Below are 24641 nucleotides of genomic sequence, written 5' to 3' on the forward strand. Positions count from 1 at the left end.
ATGACCACGCATACCCCGCGCCGTCGCCCGCCTCCCCCCGCAGGTGGCAGTGATTTCGCCCGCCTGTCGAAGAAGATCGCCGAGGCCGGCCTGATGAACCGGCGCCCCGGCTACTACACCGTCCGGTCCATCGTCGTGGCCGTCGCCTACGCCGGGGGCTGGAGCGCGTTCGTCGTCATCGGCGCCGGGTGGTGGACCCTGGCGCTCGCCGCGTTCCTCGCCGTGATGTTCGGGCAGGTGGCTCTGCTCGCCCACGACGTCGCGCACCGCCAGGTGTTCCGCCGGCGCCGGCCCAGCGAGACGGCCGGCCGCATCGCCGGGGCCGCGATCGGGATGGGCTACGGATGGTGGCAGGACAAACACACCCGCCACCACGCCAACCCCAACCACGAGGACCTCGACCCCGACATCGCCCCGGACCTGCTGGTGTGGTCCCAGGACCAGGCCCGCGCCGCGACCGGACTGCCGAGGATCATCGGCCGTCGGCAGGCGTTCCTCTTCTTTCCCCTGCTCCTGCTCGAAGGGGTCAACCTTCATGTCTCCAGCGCGCGAGCACTGGGCAACCGCACCCTGAAGAACCGCGCCCTGGACGGCACGCTGCTCTACGGGCACACCGCCGCCTACCTGACCGCACTGTTCCTCGTCCTCCCACCCGGCATGGCGATCGCGTTCCTGGCCGTCAACCAGGGCCTGTTCGGCCTCTACCTCGGCTGCCTCTTCGCCCCCAACCACAAGGGCATGCCGACCCTGACCGGCAACGACCGCCCCGACTTCCTGCGCCGGCAGGTCCTCACCGCACGCAACGTACGCGGCAGCTGGTTCACCGACCTCGCCCTGGGCGGCCTGAACCACCAGATCGAACACCACCTGTTCCCCAGCATGCCCAGCCCCCACCTGCGCAGGGCCCGGACCATCGTCCGCCACTACTGCCAGGACTTGGGAGTCGACTATCTGGAAACCGGACTGATCGCCTCCTACCGGCAAGCACTCGCCAGTCTCCACCGAGCAGGAGCGCCACTGCGGCGAGCCCGTATCAGCAGCGCCCGAGCATGACGCACCGGCGCCGACGGTAGATGATCTCGCCGCCCTGTCTGAACCAGGAGGCAATCCCGTCGAACCGCTCGCATGAGTCGGCAGCTGTAACGCATCCAGATGCCCTTGCCGTACTCCAGCGCCTTTTCCCGGTGCCCGGCTGAAGTGATCCGGTGAGACCCAGCGGCTGGAACGGCCCCGTCGGCTTCCCGGCGCGGCTGCGTCGTCTTACGGCTCCCCTCCCAGATGGGCGCAATCGCAAATCCAGCGTCCCGCGAGCATCGCAGGAGCGCGCACTGTGTGCGGAGCCGAACGCGGTCATGCGCGCAAGCACAGTCGAGATCACGGCGAAGCGCCGCCGGAGCGCTCCGGCGGGGCTTCGTCTCATGGCTCCGAGCAGAAGCCCCGTCGGGGGATGGTTCCCGGAAGGGCTTCACTGCTTCGCCCTCTCACAGGACGCCCCTATAACACGGGAGTGCGGGAGACCGGTCTGACCAGGCTGAATACCTCCCGGGCGGCATACCGCTTGAGGCATCGGATGATCTCACGCCGGGTCTTGCCCTCCTGGGTGCGGCGTTCGTAGTACGCCTGGGTGCGGGCATCGTGGCGCAGGCGGGTGAACACGATGCGGTGCAGGGCGGCGTTCGCCTGTCGGTCGCCGCCGTAGTTGAGCCGGCGCGTGCTCCGACGGCCGGAGGAGTACTCGACGGGGCTGACTCCGCAAAGGGCAGCAAAGGACGCCTCGGTGTTCAGCCGCTCGGGGTTGTCTCCCATGGTGATCAGCAGGGTGACGGCGCTGTCCGGGCCGATGCCCACCGGTACGAGCAGCTGTGGGGCGTGGTGTTCGACGAGCCGGGTCAGGCGTTGGTTCAGCTCATCGATCTGCCCGGTGAGCTGTTCGATGCGCTCGGCGAGCATTCTCAGGGTCATGTGGGTGGCCTGGGCCACCGCGTTCTCGCCGTCCTCACCGTCGCCTGGCCCGAGGCGTGCACAGGTGCGGAACAGCTCGCGGTTGCCCAGGCTGGACAGGCGTTCCCGCAGTGCGGGATCGGCGATGACCAGGACGGCTTTGAGCTGGTTGATCGCCTGGGTACGGGCCTTGACCGCGGAGTCCTTGGCGAGCTTGAACATCCGGGCGCTGTGCACCGGACCGTCGCCGGACTTGGCCCGGGCCCGGGCGCGACCGCTGAGCACGGCCCGCGCGGCGGCCTGAGCGTCGGGCGGATCCGACTTCCCCAGCAGCCGGCGGGCCGAGCGGTCGGGGCGGTTCACTTCGTATACCTCGACCTGCTGCGCCAGCAGGTAGCGGGCCAGGCCCGCGCCGAAGGTGCCGGTGCCCTCCACACCGGCACGGCGCACCGTCCCCCGCTTGCGGGCCCACACGAGAAGCTGCCGATAGCCGGCCGCCGTGGCCGGAAAGGACGCGGTGCCCAGGATCTTCCCGAGCGGGGAGATCACGGCGGCGACATGCACCTCGCCGTGCGTGTCCACGCCCAGGACGACCTCGCGCCGAACGGGCGGATCCGTGCTCGAGGAGGTGCTGTGCTGTCGGGTCGTCATGATGGTTCGCCTCCGACGTGGTGACGTGCTGGCTGGGGTGGATGGCACCGGCCTGCTCGGGCGGTCTGAACCGTGATGGCGCCTGAAGATCGGCAAGGCCCCTATTGGGACACGCCCTGTGGCTCGGTACCAGCAGTCGCCATCCCGCAACGACAGTCGACAAGCCTGTGACTGGACACTTCGGTCATAGATCTCATGAGTCAGACCCCCGTCCGGGACGGCACTGCGCCACCGTCCCATCGATTCCGGCACAACGGCGTGACTCGATCACTGCCGGATGGCTTCGAACGAACCGGCGCTCAACCTGGCCTGGACCGGCTGACAGTACGTTGACTCTTCGTCCACTCGTGACCGACCTTGACGGACAGCCGTGTGGTCCGCCATCCCGGCAGTCCTTCGTCGGCCATGGCAGGAACGCCCTCAGACCCTCCCTTGTAAGCCGCTGGCCGCAAATCCTTGTAGGCACTGCGCGAGATCCTCGCCGGCTTCCCCTCGACTCGGCCACGAGGTGGATGCCTAGGCGGTCCCGGCCGAACTTCACGACGAGTGGCCGGTCTTCGATACCTCTCCGAAGGCTCCATGGCCGACTCCTCAATCCGAAACCCACTGAGGACGGTGGACCGTGCGATGAGGCAACGCTCAGGACCTGGCAAGTCGCCTCATCACCACGGCTGCGGCCACTGCGGCGAAGAGCAGGGCCACACGGGGCGGCCGTGGACGTCATCGGCGTGGAACCCCGTCAGATCCTCTGCTGTCCCGGTCCGCCCCACCACCACGCCTCGGTCGTCCAGCACCGCGACTGCCGGCCGTCCAGGGCGGACACCCCGGCCGGGACCGGCACCAAAGACAACTCATAGCTGCTTGGGAGGCGCCTACCGAGTCGGCGTCTTCACCATTCACTGGGTGATCCATAACGCTGGCTTCCTGGTAAGAGCCCTGCGGCTACGAGAGACCGACACGCGCGGACGACCCCTGTCGCGCGCGGCTCGCCGACGGGTCACAGGGCACCGGCCCTGGCGGGCAGGTCCTGTTCGGCCCAGACGACCTTGCCGTCCGTTGCGCAGCGGGAGCCCCACCGGCGCGAGAGCTGTGCGACCAGCTGGAGGCCGCGGCCGTGCTCGTCGAGCGTGTGGGGATGGCGGGGGCGTGGCTGGCCGGTGTTGCTGTCGAAGACCTCGCACGTCAGCACCCGGTGCTGGATGAGCCGTAGGCGGCTGGGTCCGCCGCCGTGGCGGATGGCGTTGGTGACCAGTTCGCTGACGATCGACTCCACGGGCGTCACGAGCGGCTCCAGACCCCATTCCCTGAGCTGACGGGCGGCCAGGTGCCGGGCTGCCGGGACGGTGACCGGTTCGTTCGGCAGGTCCCAGGAGGCGACCTGGGTGGGCTCGAGCGCGCGGGTCCGGGCAAGGAGCAAGGTGACATCGTCGGCCGGCGTGTGACTCCGCAAGGTCTCCATAACTCGCGAGCACATGTCCTCCGGGGATGCGCCCGGATGTGCCAGGGCGGCGCCCAGGCGGCGCAGGCCGGCGTCGATGTCCTCGTCCCGGGACTCGACCAGCCCGTCGGAGTAGAGGGCGAGCACGCTTCCTTCGGGCAGTTCCAGTTCCACGGACTCGAAGGGGACCAGGCCGAGGCCGAGGCCGAGCGGGGCTCCGGCGGGCAGGTCGGGGACGGTGACCCGGCCCTGTGCGTCGACGATCAGGGGCGGTGGATGCCCGGCCCGCGCCATGATGCACCGCCGGGTGACCGGGTCGTAGACGGCGTACAGACAGGTGGCGCCCACCACCGCGGGGGCCTGGTCGGTGTCGTCGGTGTCCTCGTCGTTCAGCCGCCGGACCGTGTCGTCGAGGTGTGTCAGCAGTTCGTCCGGGGGCAGGTCGAGGTCCGCGAGCGTGCGCACGGCGGTGCGCAGCCTGCCCATGGTCGCCGCGGCGTTGATGCCGTGTCCGACCACATCGCGGACGACGAGGGCCACCCGTGCGCCGGACAGCTCGATCACGTCGAACCAGTCACCCCCCACACCGTGGTCCATGTCGGCCGGCACATAACGCGAGGCGACCTCGACGGCGGCACCGCCCTGCACCCGGTGGGGCAGCAGGTCGCGTTGCAGGGTGAGGGCCGCGGTGCGCTCGCGCGCATACTGCAGGGCGTTGTCCAGGCTGAGCGCGGTCCGGGTGACGAGCTCCTCGGCGAGGAGCAGGTCGTCCTCCTGGAACGGCGTTTGTTCCGTGGAGCGGCCGAACAGCGCCAGTCCCATCACGCTGCGCCGCGAACGGATGGGCACGACCATCAAGGAGTGGACGCCGCTGTCGCGTACCTTCTGCGCCCGCACCGGGTCGTGGTCGACCCACGGACCGGCCTGGGTGTCGAGCACCGGCTCCAGGTGAGACCGGCCCGTGCGCAGGGCGACGGCGAACGATGAGCTCGGGTGGGTGTGGATCACCTCTTCCCGCACCCACGGCAACTCCAGGAGTCCCAGGTCGATGGAGGCCACGCCGGCACGGCGCAGCAGCGGCGGGCGGCTGCTCGTCGTGCCGATCCGTGCCGAGGGTTCCACGCCAAAGGGAATCGACTCGACCAGGTCGACGAGGGCGTGGTCGGCCAGCAGGGGCACCGCGAGCTCTGCCAGTTCCTGCCCGGTCTGCATGACGTCGAGGGTGCTGCCGATGCGCGTACTCGCCTCGCTGAGGATGGCAAGGCGTTCGCGCGCCCGCCGGTTCCCGGTGACATCCACGGTCATGGAGCACACTCCCATTGCCGTGCCGTCCGCGTCCTGGAGGCAGAAGAACGAGGCCGAGAACGCATGTTCACGGCGCCCGTCCGACAGCGGCCACGCCCGGTATTCGTGGACCATGGTGGTACCGCTCTGCAGCACCTGCTGCATCACCACCTCGAGCGCTTCGGCCTCCACGGCGGGCAGCGAGTCCTTCAGGCGGCGTCCGAAGCGCCGGTCACGGGGAATGCCGTCGTGGCGCTCCATGGCGTCGTTCACCCAGGTACAGCGCAACTGTGGGTCATACACCACGATGCCGATCGGTGCATGGGCAAGGAGCGACTCCCGCACCGGTCCGTTGGCAGGCTCCGAGGACAGGGCGCCTATGTCGGTCACGGATACCAGCCACCGGGTGCCGGCGTCCTGTCCCCACAACAGCGAGACCCGCAGCGACATCTTGAGCGTGTGGCCGTCGCGGTGGCGGACCGCGGCGGTGCCGGACCAGCCACTTTGGGCACTGCGCTGCTCGGCGAACAGCGAAGCCATTCGGGCCTCCTCAGGGGGCGGTAGCACATGCGCGGCGGATCGGCCCACCACTTCCGCGGCCGAGTACCCGACAAGTCGCTCAGCGGCCTGCGTCCACGCCGCCACCGTCCCGTCCGCATTGATCACCGCTATCGCCGAGTCCGGTATCTCGCCGGGGCTCACCGGCTTGGCGAGTGGCGTGTGGTCGGTATGCGTCATCGTGGTTGATCCCCTTCAGTTCGGAGGTGAGGGAGTGCCGGCATGCGGGCGCGGCCGCCCGGTCTGTAGCCGTGGTGGACGGTGATGGGCAGGAGGCGGAGATCCCGGGGGTAGCGGGAGCCTTGTGGTGCAGCGGGCGGTCTCCGCCGCTGCCCTGTGACCCGTGGCCCGACATCCACCACCTTTGCACCATTTTGCCCACTTCTGATGAAATTGTCAGATACGACTGCTTCATCGTCAAGGCCACCGAAACTGATCGTTCAATCAAATGTGGCCATGCAGTGCGACGGGGGGAGGCGAGGCGGCCTCTGTCGCCGCTGCAATCACTGACCCCTGGGCGGCGAAGTTGGGGCCCGGCGAGGTTCAGGCTGGACAATTCGCAGCGGCAGCGTGATGATGAATTCATCAGAACTGGTGACCTTGTGTGCGGTGTATGCCGATGTCAGCCTCACCCAGGAATCGATTCGAACGCCGTCGGGCCGAGACCCGGCAGGCACTCGTCCGCGCCGCGCGGCAGCTCCTGGCCGATTCGGGCGATACGAGCGCCAGCATCCGGACCATCGCGGAGCTCGCCGACGTGGGCTTCGGCTCGTTCTACAACCACTTCACGTCCAAGCCGGACCTGTTCGACGCAGCCGTGGCCGATGCACTGGAGGAGTTCGCCCGGGCCGTCGACAAACATCTGTACGGCGTCGACGACCCCGCCGAGCGCCTCGCCGCCGCTATGCGGCTCAGCGCACGCATGGCCAGCTCACACCCGGAGATCATGCGGATTCTCTGCCACAGCGAGCTCGGCCGCATATGCGCCGGCTGCGGACTGGCTCCGCGCGCGAGACACGACGTGGAGCAGGGCATGACTTCTGGCCGCTTCACCGTGGTCGACCCGATGATCGCCTTGACCGTGCTGAACGGCAGCCTGCTGGCGCTCCTGCAGCTCTGGTCCCATCAGCCCGAGGCCGACAGGGACCATGCAGCCGCAAAGATGGCCGAGACGCTCCTGCACATGCTTGGCGTCTCCGCGGACGAGGCCCGTGACCTCGCCCGGCGGCCCCTTCCCGCTGCGGCGTGAAGACGATGTGCTGTCTGCCGACGACGCGGCTTCACAGTTGGATGGACAGGGGGCGGGGGCCGCAGAGCATGGCGTTCTGGCGGTAGGGGGCGGGTCCTCGACCAGGCGGGCGCTGCCGAGGTGGGGAAGCAGCGCGCTGAGCACGAAGCATGCCTCGATCCGGGCCAGGTGTCCGCCGTAGCAGAGGTGGATACCGCTGCCGAAGCCGAGGTGTTGGTTGTCTGGGCGGGTGGGTTCGAACCGGTCGGGCTCGTGGAACCGCATGGGGTCGCGGTTGCCTGAGGCCAGCACCAGAATGACGGACGCGTGTTGCGGGATCTTAGTGCCGGCGACGTCGGTGTCGGCGTGCGGAATGCGCTCGCGCATGTGGACCGGGGGCTCGTTACGCAGCAGTTCCTCCACTGCTCGCGGCAGCAGTTCGGGGTCGCGGCGCAGCCGGTCCAGCTGCTCGGGATGCGGTGAAGCCCTCCTCGCGCAGCGCCTCCGCGGCTCTCAGCCCGGCCAGCGACGCACCGACGATGACGATACGGCCGTCTTTCAGGTCACCGGGCACCGGTGCTCACCTCTTCCCCGAGGAGGATCGCCTGCACCGGGCACGCCGCCGCGGCCTGACGCACCCGCTCCACCTGGTCGTCCGGGACGGCCGTGGCGCACAGCAGCCCCTCCTCCCCGTGCAGCTCGAACACCTCAGGGACGAGGAACACGCACTGCGCATACCCCTGACAGCGTGTGAGGTCGACAACGGTCCGCATCTCCACCACGCCTTCCTCCGTTGTCACACCCCCCTCATCTCCAGCATGGGGCCAGAGCTGAGTGCCTACATGCCTTGTGATGGAGAGCTGGTATTCGGGCCAGCAGGGTGAGGGGGAAGGAGGCGAACTCCCGGCAACCACCTTCCAGTTGCTGAGAAGCGTTCAGATACATCCCTTCGGTCAGGTGGTCCGAGTGACCCGAGTCACTGTCACCGCCACCCCATTTCCATACGCCGTATGGTTATCCTGGCAGGGCGGTTCCATACAGCGTATGGAACTGCTTGACGGACAACGCCACACAACGCCAGGCGCTACACATCGCCTGCAAAAGCAGCCGTTGGTGCAGACCGCACCAACCGGAAGGAAAGATCATGAAGAAGCTCACGAAGCGGATTGCTGTCGCCGTTTCCTCCGTGGCGGTCGCGGGTGTCGCCGTTGTCGGTGCCGGGGGCACCGCTTCGGCCGCGACTCCCGCCTCCGTACACGTCCAGCGGTCAGCCGAGGTCAACCCCGCCGACTACCGCTGGGACCACGGCGTGGGCTACCTGATCGAGCAGGGCTACTGCTGGGACGCAAACCGTGGCTGGCACCACGACGACCATGTCGCCGGCTCTCTCTGGCACAGCCGCGACGGTCGCTGCTACCGCTGGGACGACGAGGGGCGCGGGTGGAAGTCCGAGAGGTCCTACCGGCACGACTGGAACCGCTACGAGAGCGACGGCCGGGGCTGGGACCACCACGACTGGAACCGCGATGACCGGGACTACTTCGGCTGGGACCACTACTACCGGAACCACGGTGGCTGGGACTCCTACGGATGGGACCACTACGGCCGGAACCACGGTGACTGGTAAGACAGGTCCCGCCTGTGCCCCTGAGCGGAGGCTGTACCTCTCACCTTGGTGCCTGTCGGCGGCGGGAATGCGACCGCTGGTCACGGATCAGCGGTCCCCTGCCCGCCGCCCGGGCGGGTGATCCAGTGAGGGCCTGCTCCCTGCTCCCTCTGAACCTGCCTGTGGCACCACCAGGTGCCACAGGCGCGCGTCGCGCAACTTCCGCGACGCCACGACCCGCACGGTCCGCCGATGCTGTCCGGCGCCCGGGCCCTGCTGAACACCTCCTGATTCGATGCGTGCTTGTCGCCACGAGCCCGGGGCGCAGCCGAGGCAAGGGGGGTGCCTTGGAGTGAATGCCCATGGAGTCTTTGAGGACCGTGGTTCGGGCGGTGACCGCGCAGCTCGTCGTCTCGCGCACCTACTCACAGCCCTTGTGCATGCGGCTGCGGTACGAGCCTGCAGATCCCTACGTCGTCCGTGCCGCCTTTTTCGTCCACAGCGACGAGCCGGTCGAATGGGTCCTGGGACGTGACCTTCTGGCCGACGGCCTGAACGGTTGCGCAGGTCATGGGGACGTCCGGATCTGGTCAGCCGCCAACCGTGGTGACCCCGCGATGTACATCGCTCTGGGGTCTCGCGCGGGCACCGCCCTTGTCGAGGTCCCCGTACACGACGTCAAGACCTTCCTGGAGCGCACGGAGACCGTGGTGCCACGGGGCACCGAGTCGGAGCGCATCGACTGGGACGCCGAACTGGCATACCTGCTCTCGCAAAGCTGACCACTGATCATCATGCTCAGACAGAAAAGGATCGACTGTTCATGTCCCAGTACCAGCTTCGTGTCTACACGCTGTGCAGCCGCAAGGCGCTCGTCGCCTACGCGAACATCTGGTCCAAGCACATTCCCGGCATGTCGAAGCACCGGATCACCACGCACGGTGTCTGGACGGTACCCGCGGCTCCCGGCAGTGAGACGCCCCAGCTGTACGCCCTCGTCTCCTACCGGGACGGCGACGACGTGCAGGAGCGGCTACTGGCGTATCTGGCCAGCCCGGAATTCCTTGCCGACATGGAGGGCTTCGACCTCAGCCAGATCGTCGGCGTCACCGAGACCGCGCTGACGCCCACCGCCGACTCACCCTTGCGCTGAGGGTTCTCGCGCGACCGGATGCTTCGGCCATGGCGGCCGGCGTCCAACAGGTCTCGTCACAAGGCAGTTCCCTCGGCACCGGACATGAGGTGCGGCCGGTGCAGATGACGCGAAGGGGTGCGTTGGATGATCAGGAAAGCGTCGTCGTCGGTGAGTCGCCCTGCGGTGTATTCGAGCAGGTCGTGGTGAATGTGGTGCAGCAGCGCGTCGGGGCTTGAGGCGGGGAAGAAGGCGACCCGTTGGCGAGCGGGTAGAAGGCTCCGGCGGGTGAGCGGGCTTCGATGACGCCGTCGGTGTAGAGCAGCACCATGTCACCAGGTTCCAAGGTGAACGGGTCGGTGCTGTCCTCCTGACGCAGAGGGCGCACAGGCCCAACGGGGGCCCGGGCCGGCGGGAGTACAGGACGGTCACCTGGTCTCCACAGATCAGCAGGGGCGGGGGATGGCCGCAGCTAAGCATCTCGGCCTGCGGGCCCTGATCGGGGATGTCTAGCAGGGCAGCGGTGATGAAGTGCTCGTCGGCGTCGTGCACCGTTGCGGCGTCCCGGCGCGGACCGCGGTGCTGTCGTGGCGACCGCGGTCGTCAGACCCAATTGCTCATGACCGGTGCCGCACAAGTTGCGGGCGTTGCCGGTGGTGAAGTGAGGTAGTGACGTGGCGGACGGCTGCAGCGCGGAGTCGACGGTGGCGACCTGAGCGAGCACCGCGTCGATGGGTGTCCAGCAATAGTCGCAGCCATGCAGGAGACGCTCGGTGCCGATGGCCGCGTCGAAGGCCGGGATCTGGCGCGGAAAGGGCGTGCCGGCCACGTCGTACCAGAGGAGGCCGAGCTGCTGGACGGCGCTCGGCGCGTCGACGACGCCTCCGCCGACGTGCGCGCGGAAGAGTTCCATCCGGTCGGCGAGCAGCGGCAGCACACCTCCGCCGTGTGTCAAGATCCAGCTGATCCGCGGACGGCGGGCGAGGACTCCTTGCAGGAGCAGGTCGCTCATAGTGCGGGCGATGTCGAAGAGGAACTCCAGCATCGGTCGTGGCCGGCCAAGAGCAAGCTCGTCGGCGCGGGGCGCTGAGGTGGGGTGAACGTGGACGGCGCTGCGGCGGTCGAGTTCCTCCCAGAGCGGCTCGAACCGGGGTCACCGAGGTAATGGGCATGGTGGTTGGTTCCACCACCAATCCGCCCGCACCGACGACGTCGAGCGCGTGGGCGGCCTCTGCGAGCGAGCCCTCGACGTCCGGCAGGGGCAGGGAGGCGAAGAGACCGAACCGCTTCGGGCCCTCCCTGCGGAGCCGGGCGCCGAACTCATTGAACTCACTTGCGAGGGCGCGGGCCTTCTTGCGGTCCCCGAAGTGCACGCCAGGCGAGGAGATCGACAGGTAGGACCTGTCGATCCCTTGGCACGGCATCATGCCGAGATGATCTGCGACGCTCCACGCGGGCCAGCCGGGCATCCCGTCGGGATGCTTGATACCGTCGGCACTTTCTGCCCCCTACATGTGCACGACAGGTGCGGCGTTCTCGCCCTGCTGGGGCACACCCTGGCGGTAGAGCAGGGCTGTGACGACCAGGCCGGTGACGAAGACGGCCGCCGACCACCAGTAGGCCGTGGAATAGCCCTCCAGGCCGGCCTGAGCCAGGACGCCGGGATCCTCGGGGTTGCGGCCGGAGAGATAGCCGGTGGTGGCGTCGGATGCCATCGTGCTGAGCAAGGCGATACCGATGGACCCGCCTATCTGCTGAAGGGTGTTGACTGCGGCCGAGGCGACGCCGGCATCGGTTGCCGCCACGCCGGAGGTCGCCAGGCTCATGGCGGGCGCGATGACCGTGCCCAGCCCGATGCCGACGAGCACCAGCTGGGGCAGTACCTGCGTCACGTACCCACTGTTCAGGTCCAGCGCGGTCATCCAGACGAGCCCGGCGGCCGCAATAGCCATGCCCAGCGGCACCACCAGCCTCGGCCCTATGCGCGGTACCAGGACATTGTTGGCCACGGCGGAGGCGGACGACGAGGCCACGATCAGGGGCAGGAAGGCGAAGCCGGTGTTCAGGGCGCTGTAACCGAGGCTCTGCTGGAGGTAGTAGGTCAGGAACAGGAACACGCCGAACATGCCCGCGCCGGTGACGAAGAGGGCGGCGAAGGAGGCGCCGCGGTTACGGTCCAGCAGGACCCGCAGGGGCAGCAGCGCATGCGCCGCCCTGCCCTGCCACCAGGCGAAGACGGCCACCAGTACGGCGCCGACCGCCAGCATGCCCCAGGTCGCGGCCGAACCCCAGCCGTTTGTCTCGGCGTTCGAGAATCCGTAGACCAGGCAGAACAGGCCGATGGAGGCCAGCAGGGTGCCGGGGACGTCGAGCTTGGAGGACGTGTCGCGCGGGGTGCGGTGCAGCAGGGCCGCTCCACCGACGAACGCCACCACCGCGAAGATCACGTTGACGTACATGGTCCAGCGCCAGTCCAGGTACTGAGTCAGCACGCCGCCGAGAATCAGGCCGATGGCTCCGCCGGCACCGGCGACCGAGCCCGCGACGGTGAATGCCTTCGCCCGTTCCCGGGGATCGGTGAAGGTGGTCATCAGAACCGAGAGGGCGGACGGGGCCAGCAGCGCGGCGAACAGCCCTTGCACGGCGCGCGCGATGACGAGCATGGCGAATCCGTTCGCCGCGCCTGCGACCATGGAAGCGGCCGCGAAGCCGGCCAGACCCACCAGGAACGTCACCTTCTGCCCGACCAGGTCGGTGACCCGGCCGCCGAGTAGCAGCAGGCTGCCGAAGGCGAGCGCGTAGGCGGTGACCACCCACTGCCGAGAGGCGTCGGAGAAGCCCAGGTCGTGCTGGGCGGACGGCAGGGCGATGTTCACGATGGTGCCGTCGAGGACGCCCATCAGCATGGACAGCGAAACGACCAGCAGAATCCACCAGCGCCGCTGATGCGAGCTATCGGGCACATTCTCAGGTGCGGTCTCGGCGCCGCGAGCAGCGGCGGTGGCGTTCTGGGACATGGGGGGCAGCCCTCCAGACAGCGGTGGGGGATGGCGTAAGAGGGAAAAGAACGGATGGAGTGATCCGGTACGGCTCATGCGGTACGGGGCGCCACTTCGCGCTCACGGGCGGGAGCAGTCGGCGGCTGCCCGCCTCGGTGAACGGAGGCGCGGTTATGCAGCTCGACGAGGCCGACGATTTCCTGCCTCAGAAAGGTTTACGAACACGCGCCCTTTGCACGCAGCGTCGGCATAGGGCTGCCGTGCAGGATTTGTGGAACCACCCCGTCGGGCGGTCTTCCCCGATGTCACGGGGGTGGCTCCGCCGTGTCGCAGCCCTGGCGTCGCCCGACTGCGGGCGCGGCTCAGGTGCGAGTGCCTGGGGCACAGCGCCTCAGGATGATCGGGTCAGCGGTCGGCGCCCTGGCCCGTCACGATCGCCGGTGAGCCGGCTTTCCAGGCCCGTGATCAGCGTGTCCAGCACGAGGCGGAACATGTGGTCCTGATCAGGGCCTTCATGCGCTGCAGCCGCAGGGCCGGGATCTGCGTCCGCGGCTTCCTCTTCGTCGATGTCGGGGCCGGGGGGTGTGAGGTTCGCCCACTGGTGAAGCGAGCCGTTGAGTTCGGCGCTGAGGACACCGACTACGACGGCGACCATCAGCGCGGCGATCTCCGAGACTTTTGACTGCGGCACTCCGGCAGCCGCCACGATCGCGGTGAGCGCGGTCCAGAACGGGTCGTCGGGCTGGATGAAGTCGGGCTGGTGGCTGAAGGAGTAGGCCATCAGCTTGGGGTGCCGGTGCGCCAGCGTCCGGAAGTCCGTGGCGAGCAGGCGGATCCGCTCCTGCCAGGGAGCGTCCTCCAGCGTCACGGTGCGGAACTGGGCGCCCACCATTCTCGTCACGCCGCGCAGCACGGCTTCCTTGTTCGCTACATGGTGGTACAGCGACATCGGGTTCGCATCGAGCACGGTCGCGAGCTTGCGCATGGTGAGCGCCTCGACCCCGTCCGCGTCGATGAGCCGCAGGGAGGCGGCGTAGATCCCGGCCTCGGTCAGAGGCACGTCTCTCTTCCTTGTGCCCCGCGGGGGACGCCTCGGCTTTTCCATACCACGTACGGTATCAGTTCCATACGTCGTACGGAAATGAGCTTCCTCACAGCGGTCACCTGCCCACCCGGGTTGCACTCCGCTTTCCGTACCGCGTATGGTTTTGATGCCATACGACGTATGGTTCTGTCGTGCAGCGCGGCATCGACCGGCGCCCTTGCCCTTCCCCCTCTCTCCGTACAAAGGAGCAAGCCATGAGCACGAACACCGCGAACGACCTTCGCCCCATCCGGTCCCCGCGGGGGATCCCCCTCCTCGGCAACACGCCGCAGATCCCCGACACCAATCCGGTGGAGTACTTCGGTGAGCTGTCCAAGCAGTTCCCCGAGGGCATCTACGGCATGGACATCGCCGGCATCGAGCAGGTCTTCGTCTACGACCCGGACCTGGTGGCCGAGGTCAGCGACGAGACGCGGTTCTTCAAGCAGATCGACAAGACGCCGCTGCACCACATCCGGGACTTCGCCGGCGCCGGCCTGTTCACCGCCCACCAGCACGAAGAGGAATGGGGCAGGGCACACCGGATCCTGCTGCCGGCCTTCAGCCAGCGGGCCATGAGGAACTACTTCGGGCAGATGCTGGAGATCGCCCAGAACCTGGCGGGCAAGTGGGAGCGCCGGGAAGGGAAGCCGGTCAACATCACCGACGACTACACCCGCCTGACGCTGGACACCATCGCCCTGTCGGGGTTCGGCTACCGGTTCGACTCCTTCGACAAGGAGGAGCTGCACCCGTTCCTCAACGCGATGCTGGGCGCGCTGACCGAGTCGATGCGGCGCTCTCAGGAACTGCCGATGATGACCAAGCTGCGCAGGGCCGATGCCAAGAAGTACGGCGAGAACGTCCAGGTGATGCGCGAGCTGGTCGAGAGCGTGATCAAGGAGCGCCAGGAGGGCAAGGGCAGCGCTGAGGACGACCTGCTGGGCCTGATGCTTGAGGCCACCGACCCGGAGACCGGCAAGCGGCTGGACGTCGACAACGTGCGTGACCAGGTGCTGACGTTCCTGATCGCCGGGCATGAGACCACCAGTGGTCTGCTGTCGTTCGCCACGTACTCGCTGATGCGCAACCCGCATGTCCTGGCCCAGGCGTATGCCGAGGTCGACCGCCTGCTGCCCGGCGACACCGTGCCGGACTACGACACGATCATGCAGCTGGACGTGATCCCGCGGATCCTGGAGGAGACCCTGCGCCTGTGGGCTCCCATCCCGATGATCGCCAAGGCGCCCATCGACGACACCGTCATCGGCGGCCGCTACGAGCTGAAGAAGGGCACACGGGTCAGCATCCTTGAAGGCCCGCTGCACACCCATCCCAAGGCGTGGGAGCGGCCCGACGAGTTCGACATCGACCGGTGGCTGCCGGAGAACCGGGCCCAGCAGCACCCGCACGCCTACAAGCCGTTCGGCAACGGCGTTCGTGCCTGCATCGGCCGCCAGTTCGCGCTCACCGAGGCCCGCCTGGCCCTGACACTGGTGCTGCAGAAGTTCAAGTTCTCGGACACCAGCGACTACGCGATGGACGTGCGGGAGGCGCTGACGCGCAAGCCCGGCAACTTCGAGCTGATCGTCCGGCGCCGTCAGGAGCACGAGCGGACCGTCTTCGGCGCCGCGGACCTGCAGCCCGACGACACCCAGGCCCAGGCAGCGGTCAGCGGTGTGGGTGTGAACCTGACGGTGGCGTATGGCTCCAGCCTGGGTTCGTGCGAGGACCTGGCGCGCACCATCGCCGACCGCGGCGAGCGCTCCGGCTTCGGCACCACCCTCATCAGCCTGGACGAGCTGGGCGACAACCTGCCCACCGAGGGTCTGCTCGCCGTGGTGGCCGCCAGCTACAACGGCAAGGCACCCGACAACGCCCAGCGCTTCGACGACCTGCTCGCCGCCGGCCTGCCCGAGGGCTCGCTGGCGAACGTGCGGTTCGCGCTGCTGGGCGCCGGCAACACCCAGTGGGTGGCCACCTACCAGGCGTTCCCCAGGCGGATCGAGGAAGGTCTGCTGGCCGCCGGCGCCACGCCCGTCGTCGAGCGCGGCATCGCGGACGCCGCCGGTGACTTCGACGGCATGGCGAGTCGCTGGATGGACACCCTGTGGGCCACTCTGGCCGAGGAGTACGCCGCCGACACCTCCGAGGCGAGCGGCCCGCGTTACCAGGTCCAGCTGCTCACCGAGTCCGACGTGCGCCCCGCCATCGTCTCCGAGCAGGCGTACCCGCTCACGGTGGTGGCCAACGAGGAGCTCGTGGCCGACGCGACCGGCCTGTGGGACTTCCAGATCGAGCCGCCGCGCCCGTCCGCGAAGTCCATCACCGTCGAGCTGCCCGAGGGTGTCACCTACGACACCGGCAACCACCTGGCCGTCTTCGCCAAGAACGAACTCGCCCTGGTGGAGCGCGCCCTGAGGCGGCTCGGCGTCGACTACGACCAGGTGCTCCGGCTCGACCAGCCCGCAGGCGGCCGCACCCACCTGCCGGTCGGCACCCCGGTCACCGCCGGCATCCTGCTCACCGAGTTCCTGGAGCTGCAGGACGTGGCCACCCGCTCCCAGATCAAAACGCTCGCCGAGCACACCGAGTGCCCATGGACCCGGCCGCAGCTCCAGGCGTACACCGCCGACACCCAGGAAGCCGAGGAGCACTACAGCAAGGAGATCCTCGGCAAGCGCGTCTCCGTGTTGGCCCTGCTGGAGCGCTTCCCCGCGGTCGAGCTGCCGCTGGCTGTCTTCCTGGAGATGATGGGCCCCATCCGCCCGCGCTTCTACTCCATCTCCTCCGCCCCGTCCGCCAACCCGCGCCATGTGCGCCTGACCGTCGGCCTGCTGGAAGGCCCGGCCCTGTCCGGCGACGGCCAGTACCGCGGCACCTGCTCCTCCTACATCGCCGGCCTCGAACCCGGAGACGTCGTCTACGGCTACGTCCGCGTGCCCTCCCCCACCTTCGCCCCGCCCGCCGACCCCGCCACACCGCTGATCCTGATCGGCCCCGGCACCGGCATCGCGCCGCTGCGCGGCTTCCTGGAGGAGCGGGCGACACAGCACGCGAACGGCACCGAGGTCGGCCTGTCGCAGGTCTTCGTCGGCTGCCGCCACCCGGAGCACGACTACTTCTACAAGCAGGAGATGCAGGACTGGGAGCAGGCCGGCATCGCCCAGATCCACACCGCCTATTCCGCGGTGACCGGGCACCCGGCCCGGTTCGTGCAGAACGCCATGGCCAACGCCGCCGACACGGTGTGGCAAGCCATCGAGGACGGCGCGTACATCTACATCTGCGGTGACGGCCGCCGCATGGCCCCCGCCGTCCGCGAGGCCCTCGCCGCCATCCACCGCCAGAAGACCGGCAGCGACGACGAGACCGCCCAGCAGTGGCTCGCCCAGCTCGAAGCGGACGAGCGCTACCAGCAGGACGTCTTCGCCTGACCGCCGCAAGGCGCACTCCCCCAGCCGCCGGGAGGCGTGCGGCATCCCCCGCTGCCGGCCGTACGCCTCCCGGCCACCACAAGCCCCTCACGCACCCCATGGCACCCAGCGTCCCGGATCATCGGGCGGTGCCGGTCACAGAAAGCAGACCTTCATGGACACCATGCTCGCCGGACGCTTCCATCTGGACAGCAAGAAGTTCGCCGTGGAGGAAGTCCCGATCCCCGTGCCGGGGCCGGGCGAGGTCCTCATCGAAGTCAAGGCCGCGGGCGTCTGCCTCTCCGACGTCCACCTTCTCGACGGCTCCCTCGTCCCGCTGTTCGCCACCTCCGACACGGTCACCGTCGGCCACGAGGTCTCCGGCGTCGTCCACACCCTCGGCCCCGACCTCAAGCGCGGCCTGACCGCCGGCACCCGCGTCACCCTGGAGGCCGGCAAGACCTGCGGCCGGTGCGCCGGCTGCGTGCGCCGCCGCCCCTGCACCCAGATGCTCACCGCCGGCATCGACTACGACGGCGGCTGGGCCGAGTACGTGATCGCCCGCGAGGACACCCTCATCCCGATCCCCGACAGCCTCCCCTTCGACCAGGCGGCGATCATCCCCGACGCAGTCTCCACCCCCTACGCCGCCGTCGTCGCCACCGCGGGCGTCCGTCCCGCCCAGTCCGTCGGCATCTGGGGGGTGGGAGGAGTCGGCGCGCACAACGTACGCCTCGCCCGCCTGGTCGGCGCCGCCCCGATCATCGCCGTCGACCCGCTGCCCAGCGCCCGCGAACGCGCCCTCGCCTTCGGCGCGGACCTCGCGCTCGACCCGGCAGCCCCCGACTTCGCCGACCAGGTACGCGCAGCCACCGACGGACGCGGCCTGGACTTCGCCTTCGACTGCGCCGGCGTCCCCGCCGTCCGCGACCAGGCCGCCTCCGTACTCGGCCTCGGCGGCTCCCTGATCCTGGTGGGCATCACACCCCGGCCACTGACCATCACCGAGGGCCTGACCTTCAACTACCTGCAGAAGCAGGTGCGCGGCCACTACGGCGGCTTCCCCGAGTCCGTCTCCGAGCTGGTACAGCTGACCGCGGCCGGCCGCCTCGACCTCGCCCCCTCCATCACCGACCACATCCCCCTCATCGACGCGGCCGACGCGGTCAGTCGTCTGGAGAACAAGATCGGCGACCCGATCCGCCTCATCCTCGTCCCCTGACGCCCGTCAGCAGGACGACAAGCCACCCTGGGCAGGGGTGAGTGGGCGCCGGTGCGTGAGGGAACACCGGCGCCCACGGCTTTCCGGCAACCGCGGAGAGACAGAACCATGCAGACGACCGACACCCCGGGCCGCGCACCGCAGCGCAGCGACGCTCGCGCGAACCGTCAACGCATTCTCGCCACCGCTCGACGGAAACTGCGGGACGACCCCGACGCAAGTCTCGACAGCATCGCTGTGGCTGCCGGCCTCGCGCGGCGCACCTTCTACGGACACTTCTCCAACCGGCAGGCGCTCATCACCGAGTTGGCGCAGGAAGCAGCCCAGGCGCTTCGCCAAGCGTTCGCCATGACACGCATCCCGGGCGCTGATCCGCTGGAGGAGATGGCGCGGATGGCCCTGGCGGCATGGGCGGTGGGCGACCAGTACCGCATGCTCATCTCCCTCGGTCGCCGCCACCTCGGAGAGGAGGCCATCCGCGCCACCCTGGCACCTGCCCGCCATGAGGCCATCGCGGCCATACGGCGTGGCCAGCACGAAGGCGTGTTCGCGAACCACGTCCCCGCACCCGTCCTCGCACAAGCGCTGGAAGCACTGATGCTGGCCCTCGCCGAGGAGAACACCACGTCCACCTGGGCGGACCCCACGGGTGAGGCCGCGGCGACCGCGTTCCTCGTCGCCGCCGGCGTAGCACCACAGACCGCATCACGCCGGGTTCGAGCCGTGTTGCATGACCAAGTGGTGTCTGTGCTGCAGCCAGATGCAGCCATGACATGACCGGAACGCCGCCTGGCTGCGCGGTACTGGTGGTCACCCCGGTCGGAGCAGTTGTACCGACTCGTTGACCAGTGTGGATCGAAACGCCTCAGGCACGAAGTGCCGCGCCACTCGGGTCCCGTCCACGTGGGAGCGAAGACCCTGACCCGCGGCACGAGGCTTCGGCATCTTTACCTGCTCTGTGCCGTTTCTTCGCTTCTCAATAAAAATATCCATCCTTGTAGGAGTTCATTCATGCCTGCCATTCTGATCCACGGCGTACCCGACACCCACCACGTGTGGGACGGCGTGCGCGAGCACCTGACCCGCAGCGACGTGGAGGCTTGGGACCTGCCCGGTTTCGGTTCGCCGCGACCCGAGGGCTTCCACTGCACCAAGGAGGAGTACGTCTCCTGGCTCATCGAGCGGTTGGAGGCACTCGGCGAGCCGGTCGACCTGGTCGGCCATGACTGGGGCTGCCTCCTCACCGCGCGCGTGGCTTGTGTACGGCCGGATCTGATCCGCACGTGGGCCGGCAGCAACGGTCCGGTCAGCGCCGAGTACGTCTGGCATCCACTGGCCAAGCTGTGGCAGGACCCGGTCGCGGGCGACCGCTGGGCCAAGGAGTACGACCCCGGCGCGTTCGCCAAGGACCTGACCGACAACCTCCAGATCCCGGCTGGGCTGGCCGAACAGACGGCCGACCGCGTGGACGAGACCATGCGCGACAGCATTCTCAAGCTGTACCGCTCCGCATTGACGGTCGGTGCGGAGTGGGAACCGGATCTCGCGGACCTGACCGGACCGTCCCTGGTGTTCTGGGGGGCGTTCGACCCAGTCTGCCCCGTCGAGTTCGGCGAGAAGATGGCCGCGTCCGTGCGCGCCACCCGTTTTCTGAGGCTGGACAGCAGCCACTGGACGCCGATCCAGAAGCCGACCGAGGTCGCCGCCGCCCTCGAGGACCACTGGAGCAGCTCCCGGGGGTGACTGGCGCGTCCCGCAACAGCGCCCGTGGGTGCATCTCGGGCGGCGCTGGCCCCATGCCGCCCGGCACCCACGGGAGGGCTCCCGCACCGCCGTGCATCCCGCCGAGCGGGGCGGGCGCTCATTCCAAGACGGCCGGAGCCTCGCTGTGGCGACGCTATGTCCCCTCGGACTGGCGATAACGCCGTGGAGCTTAGCCAATGACGCCGTCACAGGTCGCAAGCCTGGGCCGCCACGTGTCATCGGTGTTCACGACCTCGTGGATCTCCTACGCCCCGGCCTGCAGGGCAACGGTGCCGTAGCACGGGGCCCAGCCGACTTGGCCAGCGGCGGCGCGCCAATCCGGACCCTCAGAGGAGATCGGGCAGCGGGCGCCGCGTGACCTCGTGCGCGTCCTCCGGCGGGAGCCCGAGCATACGCAGGACCATCTCCGCCAGGTCGGAGGCGGCCTCGTCGCCGTCGAGGTCGGGGCGTCCCAGCCTCAGAGCCACCAGGGACAGCAGGGTGCCGCCCAGGGCGGACAGGGCTGTGATGGGGTCGGCAGCGGTGAAGCGGCCCGAGGCGATGCCGCGTTCCAGGTCGCGACGTGCTCGTGGCGACAGGCCACTCTCGGAGTGGATGTGGGCCAGGCCGCGGTCGCGCAGGATCCGCATGAGCTCGGGGTGGGAGTCCGTCATCCGGGCGGAGAGCCGGAAACCCGCCGCAACCAGCTCGGCGGGGTCCTCGATCCCTTCCACACGCTCGTCGATGACCTGGCCGAACTCCTCCCAGCGCGTCCGTCACCGCCGCGTCGAACAGCTCCGTCTTGGACTCGAAGTGGTTGTAGAAGGAGCCGAAACCGACATCCGCGCGCTCGGCGATGGCCTGGACGCTGGCGCTGGTGTCCCCGGTCTCCGCGAGGATCTGTCGGGCCGCACGGATCAATGCCTGACGGGTCTCGGCGCGGGCCCGCGCCGTCCGTACGGCAAGCGGCGTGGTTCGCCAACCGGTCCGGTCACACCACGGGGGTGAAGGGTTGCGGCGGAAGCAGCCGCTCCGGCCCTCGACTCCGTCTGGCGGACCGTCCGTCACGGCACCTTGTACTCGAGCTCAGCTCCTGACCGATGGGCCGAGGGGCGAGGCGGCCGCGATTTCGAGCGCCACGCGCACCTCCAGCGAGCTGATTGCCGTGGTGGTGACGGGCAGCAGTTCCTCCGCGCGTTTGACGCGGTACGTGACGGTGTTGCGGGCTACGTGCAGGCGTTCGGCCGCGGCGCGGGGACTGCGTTCCTCGGCGAGGTAGACGCGCAGAGTTTCGCGCAGCTCACCCAGGCGGGCCCCCTCGGAGGCCAGCGGCCCGAGGACCTCCTGCACGAACCAGCGTGCGTGTTCGGGGTCGGCCGTGACGAGGGCCGCCAAGCGGATGTCCTGGTAGTCGCAGAGCCAGGAGCCCGACGCGTGCGAGGCCATCCGTTGTGCCTGCAACGCCCCCAGATGGCTGCGGCGCATGCCGTGGGGCCCTGGTGCGGGCGGGCCGAGAGCCGCACGCACTCCTGCCGGCTCGGGCAGGGAGCTGCGCAGGTGCCGGACGTGGTCTTCGTCGGTCGTGCCGCTGACGGCGAACCATGCCCACACATGGTTGTCGTGAGCCGGGATGACGAGCGTCCTGGCCGCTCCCAGGGCGCGGCCCATGGTCGAGGCCGCGTGGTGCAGCCGTTGGGCGGCGGGCGCGGCGGTGGCGCTGTCGTCGCCCCACAGCACCGCGGCCACGTGCGTGCCTGACAGGTCGTAGCGCAGACGCAGGGCGGCGGCTTCCCGGTCGACCGGGCGGCCGGCCAGCAGTTCGTCGATGACGGCGCGGCGGGCGGCTTCGTCACTGCCGCGCCAGCGGTCCCGTTCGGCGATGTACTCCTCGGCCATCACGCTCGAATGGGCGTCGACGTAGGTGAACATCAGGTCGTCGATCCGGCGCAGCTCGGCCAGACGCTGGTCGGCCGGGACGTGCTCCTCGACCGCTGCTGCCAGGCCGCGCGCCAGCTGCGCGTGCCCGAGCCGCACCCCCCGCAGGACGAGCTCCAGCGGGATGCCGCGGCGCGCGAACTCCCGGCATCCTTCCAGCGCCTCCTCGGTGAGGGTGGGGAGGGGCCGGCCGATGTCGGACGCCATCAGGTGCAGGCCCGTCAGCACCACGGACTGGGTCACACGCCGCAAGGTGGTCGCGGCAGCGGGACCGCCGCCGTGCTCGGGCACCTTCCTGAGGACCTCCTCCGCGATGGCGTCGGCGCTCTGGAGCGCCCACTCGACCGGGCCCGCGCCGAGCTCCGTGCGTGCCGCGGCCAGTTCCGCCGGTGACAGGACGGGCTCGGTCAGGCGGCCGGGGTCCGGCCGCAACCACTGGAGCCACTGTCCCCTCACGCTTCTCGTCCCTCCGTCGCGGGGAAGGTGGGCGAGCGGGCCGCTCGCAGCTGCAACCCAGGTCAGGGAACCATATCTTCCCTGCTGAGTCGAGCAGCCGCGGACCCGCCGCTGAGGACGACGAGCGCCGCCGTGCAGGCCGGCCGCAGGATGCGTCCTGCAGCCGGCCTGCACGGTCGCACCGTTCACCGGCAGGGGTTGCTCACCCCGCGCGGCGGCGCGGCGCGGTGCGTGAAGGGCCGCCCCGTGCCGCGCGTCGCTGTGCTCGGCGCGGCCTGCCATGGGCACCTGCTGTGGCACCGGCGGCTCAAGCGGTGACCTCCGGGGCGGGGGCCGCCGTGAGCCCGCCGCGCAGCGCAGTGACCAGACGCGGGAGGTCGGCCGTACTCTTGGCGCCGCCGAAGACATAGAAGTCGGGGCGCACCAGCATGGCCTCGATGCCCGTACGGGCCAGGTCGGACAGATAGGTGCGGTCGAGATCGACGACGTCGTCGGGGCCGTTCGCCGCCGGGTCGTCGGTGATCCTCAGCAGGCGGAGCCCGACCTGCTCGCACCAGGCCAGGGTGTCCTCGTCGAGCCCGTCACGCGGATCACCGGTGGTGAGCAGGGTGAGCCCGATGCCGACGGTCTCGTCGAACATGCCGGTACGGCCCCTGAACCGCACCCGTCCCTGCCGGCTGAGCTGCCCGGTCGGCTCCGCGGTGGCGCCGGTGCAGTCGCGGTCCAGCAGTCCGCCGGTGAAGGTCCCCAGGAACTGGTCTCCTTGTGGTACGCGGCCTGCCCGCTGGTCGGCGATCATGCGGGCGTCGCGCTCGGCGGCCGCGGCCGGGTCCGGCTCGCAGATGACCCTCCCCAGCATCACGGACTTCTCGATCGCGTTCTGCAGATGCTGGCATCGCTCGGTGGTGTAGGTGTCCAGCAGACTGTCGTCGGCTTTCCCGGACAGCACCAGGTCGAGCTTCCAGCTCAGGTTGATGGCGTCACGAAGGCCCGAGCACAGGCCCTGCCCGGCGAACGGCGGCATCTGATGGGCCGCGTCCCCGGCCAGCAGCAGCCGGCCGTCGCGCCAGGAATCCGCCCAGCGTGCCCGGAAGGTGTAGACGGTTTGCCGCTCCAGGGTGGCGTTGTCCGGGTGCAGGTCCCACGGCTCGAGCAGCTTCCAGGCGGTCTCGGCCTGGTGGAGCTCGGCGATGGACTCGCCGGGCAGGCGCATGAATTCCCACCGACGGCGGCCGGGGCCGCCGACCACCGCTGTGGTCGGCCGGGCCGGATCGCAGAGCTGCAGGTTCCGTGGCGTCCATGCGCGGTCCCGGTCATGGGGCATGACGTCGAGGACCAGCCAGTCGTACGTGAAGCCGAGGTCGGTGACCGAGGTGCGCATGCACGAGCGGATGAAGCTGTTGGCGCCGTCGCAGCCGACGACGTACGCGGCCCGGAGGGTACGCTGCGCGCGCACCCCGTCACGGAGCAGGGGCTCGTCTCCCGCGCTCTCCGCCACGGTGACTTCCACCGCCGTGGGGCCCGCCTGGACGGCCACGGCTTCCCAGCCCCGCAGGATGTCGATCCCCGGCAGCGACTGGACGCGCTCGTTCAGGGCCGCTTCCACGGTGGGCTGGTTGAACGCGCTCATGTTGGGCCAGCCGGAGTAGTTGTCGTCCGAGAAGTCGAAACGGAGGAGTAGCTGACCCTCTCCGTTGCGCCACTCGTAGTCCACAGCGGGTTCACTGACAGCGGCCATGTCCAACCCCAGCGACGCCAGGATGCGGCCGGCCTCGTGGTCGAAGACGACCGCGCGTGGCAGCGGGTAGGGCTGCGGCCAGCGTTCGATGATGCCGACCCGGTGGCCTCGGGTGGCCAGCTGGATGGCCGTGGCCAGCCCGACCGGACCGGCGCCGACGACCAGCACGTCGTAGGTCTCCGCGGCGAGACCCTCGGTCGAGGTGCTCAT

19 protein-coding genes and 2 pseudogenes are annotated in these 24641 nt (G+C 69.2%); 11 read left to right on the plus strand and 10 right to left on the minus strand.

The window, feature by feature from the left end:
• Positions 1-1053, plus strand: a complete 1053-nt coding sequence (locus BFF78_RS09395) for a fatty acid desaturase family protein (protein ID WP_069783481.1) — start codon at positions 1-3, stop codon at positions 1051-1053.
• 441 nt (positions 1054-1494) lie between these two features.
• Here BFF78_RS09395 and BFF78_RS09400 read toward each other — a convergent pair whose 3' ends face one another.
• Together BFF78_RS09400 and BFF78_RS09405 are read right to left on the minus strand one after the other, a co-directional pair.
• Positions 1495-2592 (minus strand): IS110 family RNA-guided transposase, encoded by a 1098-nt coding sequence (locus tag BFF78_RS09400; RefSeq protein WP_069777878.1) that lies wholly within the window; start codon positions 2590-2592, stop codon positions 1495-1497.
• Between the two features lie 997 nt (positions 2593-3589).
• Positions 3590-6052 carry a SpoIIE family protein phosphatase gene (locus BFF78_RS09405; RefSeq protein ID WP_069777879.1) on the minus strand — a complete coding sequence of 821 codons (2463 nt, stop codon included), beginning with the start codon at positions 6050-6052 and terminating at the stop codon, positions 3590-3592.
• A 433-nt stretch (positions 6053-6485) separates the two neighbouring features.
• Here BFF78_RS09405 and BFF78_RS09410 point away from each other — a divergent pair, with 433 nt between their 5' ends.
• Entirely contained in the window at positions 6486-7121 is a 636-nt protein-coding gene (locus BFF78_RS09410) for a TetR/AcrR family transcriptional regulator (RefSeq protein WP_069777880.1), read from the plus strand.
• Positions 7122-7301: 180 nt separating this feature from the next.
• Here BFF78_RS09410 and BFF78_RS49060 read toward each other — a convergent pair.
• Positions 7302-7487: pseudogene (locus BFF78_RS49060) on the minus strand (cytochrome P450); the annotation flags it as partial.
• Between BFF78_RS49060 and BFF78_RS49065 the strand changes: the two are divergent.
• Positions 7428-7583, plus strand: a complete 156-nt coding sequence (locus tag BFF78_RS49065; RefSeq protein ID WP_237282607.1) for a hypothetical protein — start codon at positions 7428-7430, stop codon at positions 7581-7583. The pseudogene BFF78_RS49060 and the gene BFF78_RS49065 overlap by 60 nt on opposite strands.
• An 80-nt stretch (positions 7584-7663) precedes the next feature.
• Here BFF78_RS49065 and BFF78_RS09415 read toward each other — a convergent pair whose 3' ends face one another.
• Positions 7664-7873: a ferredoxin gene (locus tag BFF78_RS09415; RefSeq protein ID WP_069783482.1), complete on the minus strand. Its 210-nt coding sequence runs from the start codon at positions 7871-7873 to the stop codon at positions 7664-7666.
• 371 nt (positions 7874-8244) lie between these two features.
• Between BFF78_RS09415 and BFF78_RS46105 the strand changes: the two genes are divergently transcribed.
• The 4 genes from BFF78_RS46105 to BFF78_RS46110 all read left to right on the plus strand — a co-directional run bounded on the left by BFF78_RS46105 (position 8245) and on the right by BFF78_RS46110 (position 10077).
• Complete coding sequence (locus tag BFF78_RS46105) at positions 8245-8727, plus strand: hypothetical protein (protein WP_069777881.1); 483 nt, start codon at positions 8245-8247, stop codon at positions 8725-8727.
• Between the two features lie 371 nt (positions 8728-9098).
• Complete coding sequence (locus BFF78_RS09425) at positions 9099-9488, plus strand: SsgA family sporulation/cell division regulator (protein ID WP_227025781.1); 390 nt, start codon at positions 9099-9101, stop codon at positions 9486-9488.
• 41 nt (positions 9489-9529) lie between these two features.
• Positions 9530-9859 (plus strand): NIPSNAP family protein, encoded by a 330-nt coding sequence (locus BFF78_RS09430; protein ID WP_069777883.1) that lies wholly within the window; start codon positions 9530-9532, stop codon positions 9857-9859.
• 29 nt (positions 9860-9888) lie between these two features.
• Positions 9889-10077, plus strand: coding sequence for a hypothetical protein (locus BFF78_RS46110; RefSeq protein ID WP_159032983.1), 189 nt, complete (start codon positions 9889-9891; stop codon positions 10075-10077).
• A 233-nt stretch (positions 10078-10310) separates the two neighbouring features.
• On the opposite strand, the gene BFF78_RS49685 is transcribed toward BFF78_RS46110, so the two are convergent.
• The 3 genes from BFF78_RS49685 to BFF78_RS09445 form a co-directional block, all read right to left on the minus strand.
• Complete coding sequence (locus BFF78_RS49685; RefSeq protein WP_335755318.1) at positions 10311-10883, minus strand: amidohydrolase family protein; 573 nt, start codon at positions 10881-10883, stop codon at positions 10311-10313.
• A 463-nt stretch (positions 10884-11346) separates the two neighbouring features.
• The gene (locus BFF78_RS09440) at positions 11347-12855 is read right to left on the minus strand and encodes an MFS transporter (RefSeq protein ID WP_069777885.1); all 1509 of its coding nucleotides are present in this window, start codon (positions 12853-12855) and stop codon (positions 11347-11349) included.
• 373 nt (positions 12856-13228) lie between these two features.
• Positions 13229-13897, minus strand: a complete 669-nt coding sequence (locus BFF78_RS09445) for a TetR/AcrR family transcriptional regulator (protein ID WP_227025782.1) — start codon at positions 13895-13897, stop codon at positions 13229-13231.
• 239 nt (positions 13898-14136) lie between these two features.
• On the opposite strand from BFF78_RS09445, the gene BFF78_RS09450 reads away from it, so the two are divergent.
• The 4 genes from BFF78_RS09450 (at position 14137) to BFF78_RS09465 (ending at position 20302) form a co-directional block, all read left to right on the plus strand.
• Positions 14137-17358: a bifunctional cytochrome P450/NADPH--P450 reductase gene (locus tag BFF78_RS09450; RefSeq protein ID WP_069777887.1), complete on the plus strand. Its 3222-nt coding sequence runs from the start codon at positions 14137-14139 to the stop codon at positions 17356-17358.
• Positions 17359-17512: 154 nt separating this feature from the next.
• The gene (locus BFF78_RS09455; protein WP_069777888.1) at positions 17513-18559 is read left to right on the plus strand and encodes a zinc-binding dehydrogenase; all 1047 of its coding nucleotides are present in this window, start codon (positions 17513-17515) and stop codon (positions 18557-18559) included.
• Positions 18560-18667: 108 nt separating this feature from the next.
• The gene (locus BFF78_RS09460; RefSeq protein ID WP_069777889.1) at positions 18668-19336 is read left to right on the plus strand and encodes a TetR/AcrR family transcriptional regulator; all 669 of its coding nucleotides are present in this window, start codon (positions 18668-18670) and stop codon (positions 19334-19336) included.
• 234 nt (positions 19337-19570) lie between these two features.
• On the plus strand, positions 19571-20302 hold the full coding sequence (locus BFF78_RS09465; RefSeq protein WP_069777890.1) for an alpha/beta fold hydrolase: 732 nt from the start codon (positions 19571-19573) through the stop codon (positions 20300-20302).
• Positions 20303-20649: 347 nt separating this feature from the next.
• Here the strand turns inward: BFF78_RS09465 and BFF78_RS09470 are convergent.
• From BFF78_RS09470 to mhpA, 3 genes and pseudogenes are all read right to left on the minus strand, one after another.
• A pseudogene (locus BFF78_RS09470) lies at positions 20650-21220 on the minus strand (TetR/AcrR family transcriptional regulator).
• A 168-nt stretch (positions 21221-21388) separates the two neighbouring features.
• Positions 21389-22693, minus strand: coding sequence for a PucR family transcriptional regulator (locus BFF78_RS09475; RefSeq protein ID WP_159032984.1), 1305 nt, complete (start codon positions 22691-22693; stop codon positions 21389-21391).
• Between the two features lie 307 nt (positions 22694-23000).
• Positions 23001-24641 carry a bifunctional 3-(3-hydroxy-phenyl)propionate/3-hydroxycinnamic acid hydroxylase MhpA gene (gene mhpA, locus BFF78_RS09480; protein WP_069777892.1) on the minus strand — a complete coding sequence of 547 codons (1641 nt, stop codon included), beginning with the start codon at positions 24639-24641 and terminating at the stop codon, positions 23001-23003.

The sequence above is a fragment of the Streptomyces fodineus genome, assembly GCF_001735805.1.
GTDB classification, from domain to species: domain Bacteria; phylum Actinomycetota; class Actinomycetes; order Streptomycetales; family Streptomycetaceae; genus Streptomyces; species Streptomyces fodineus.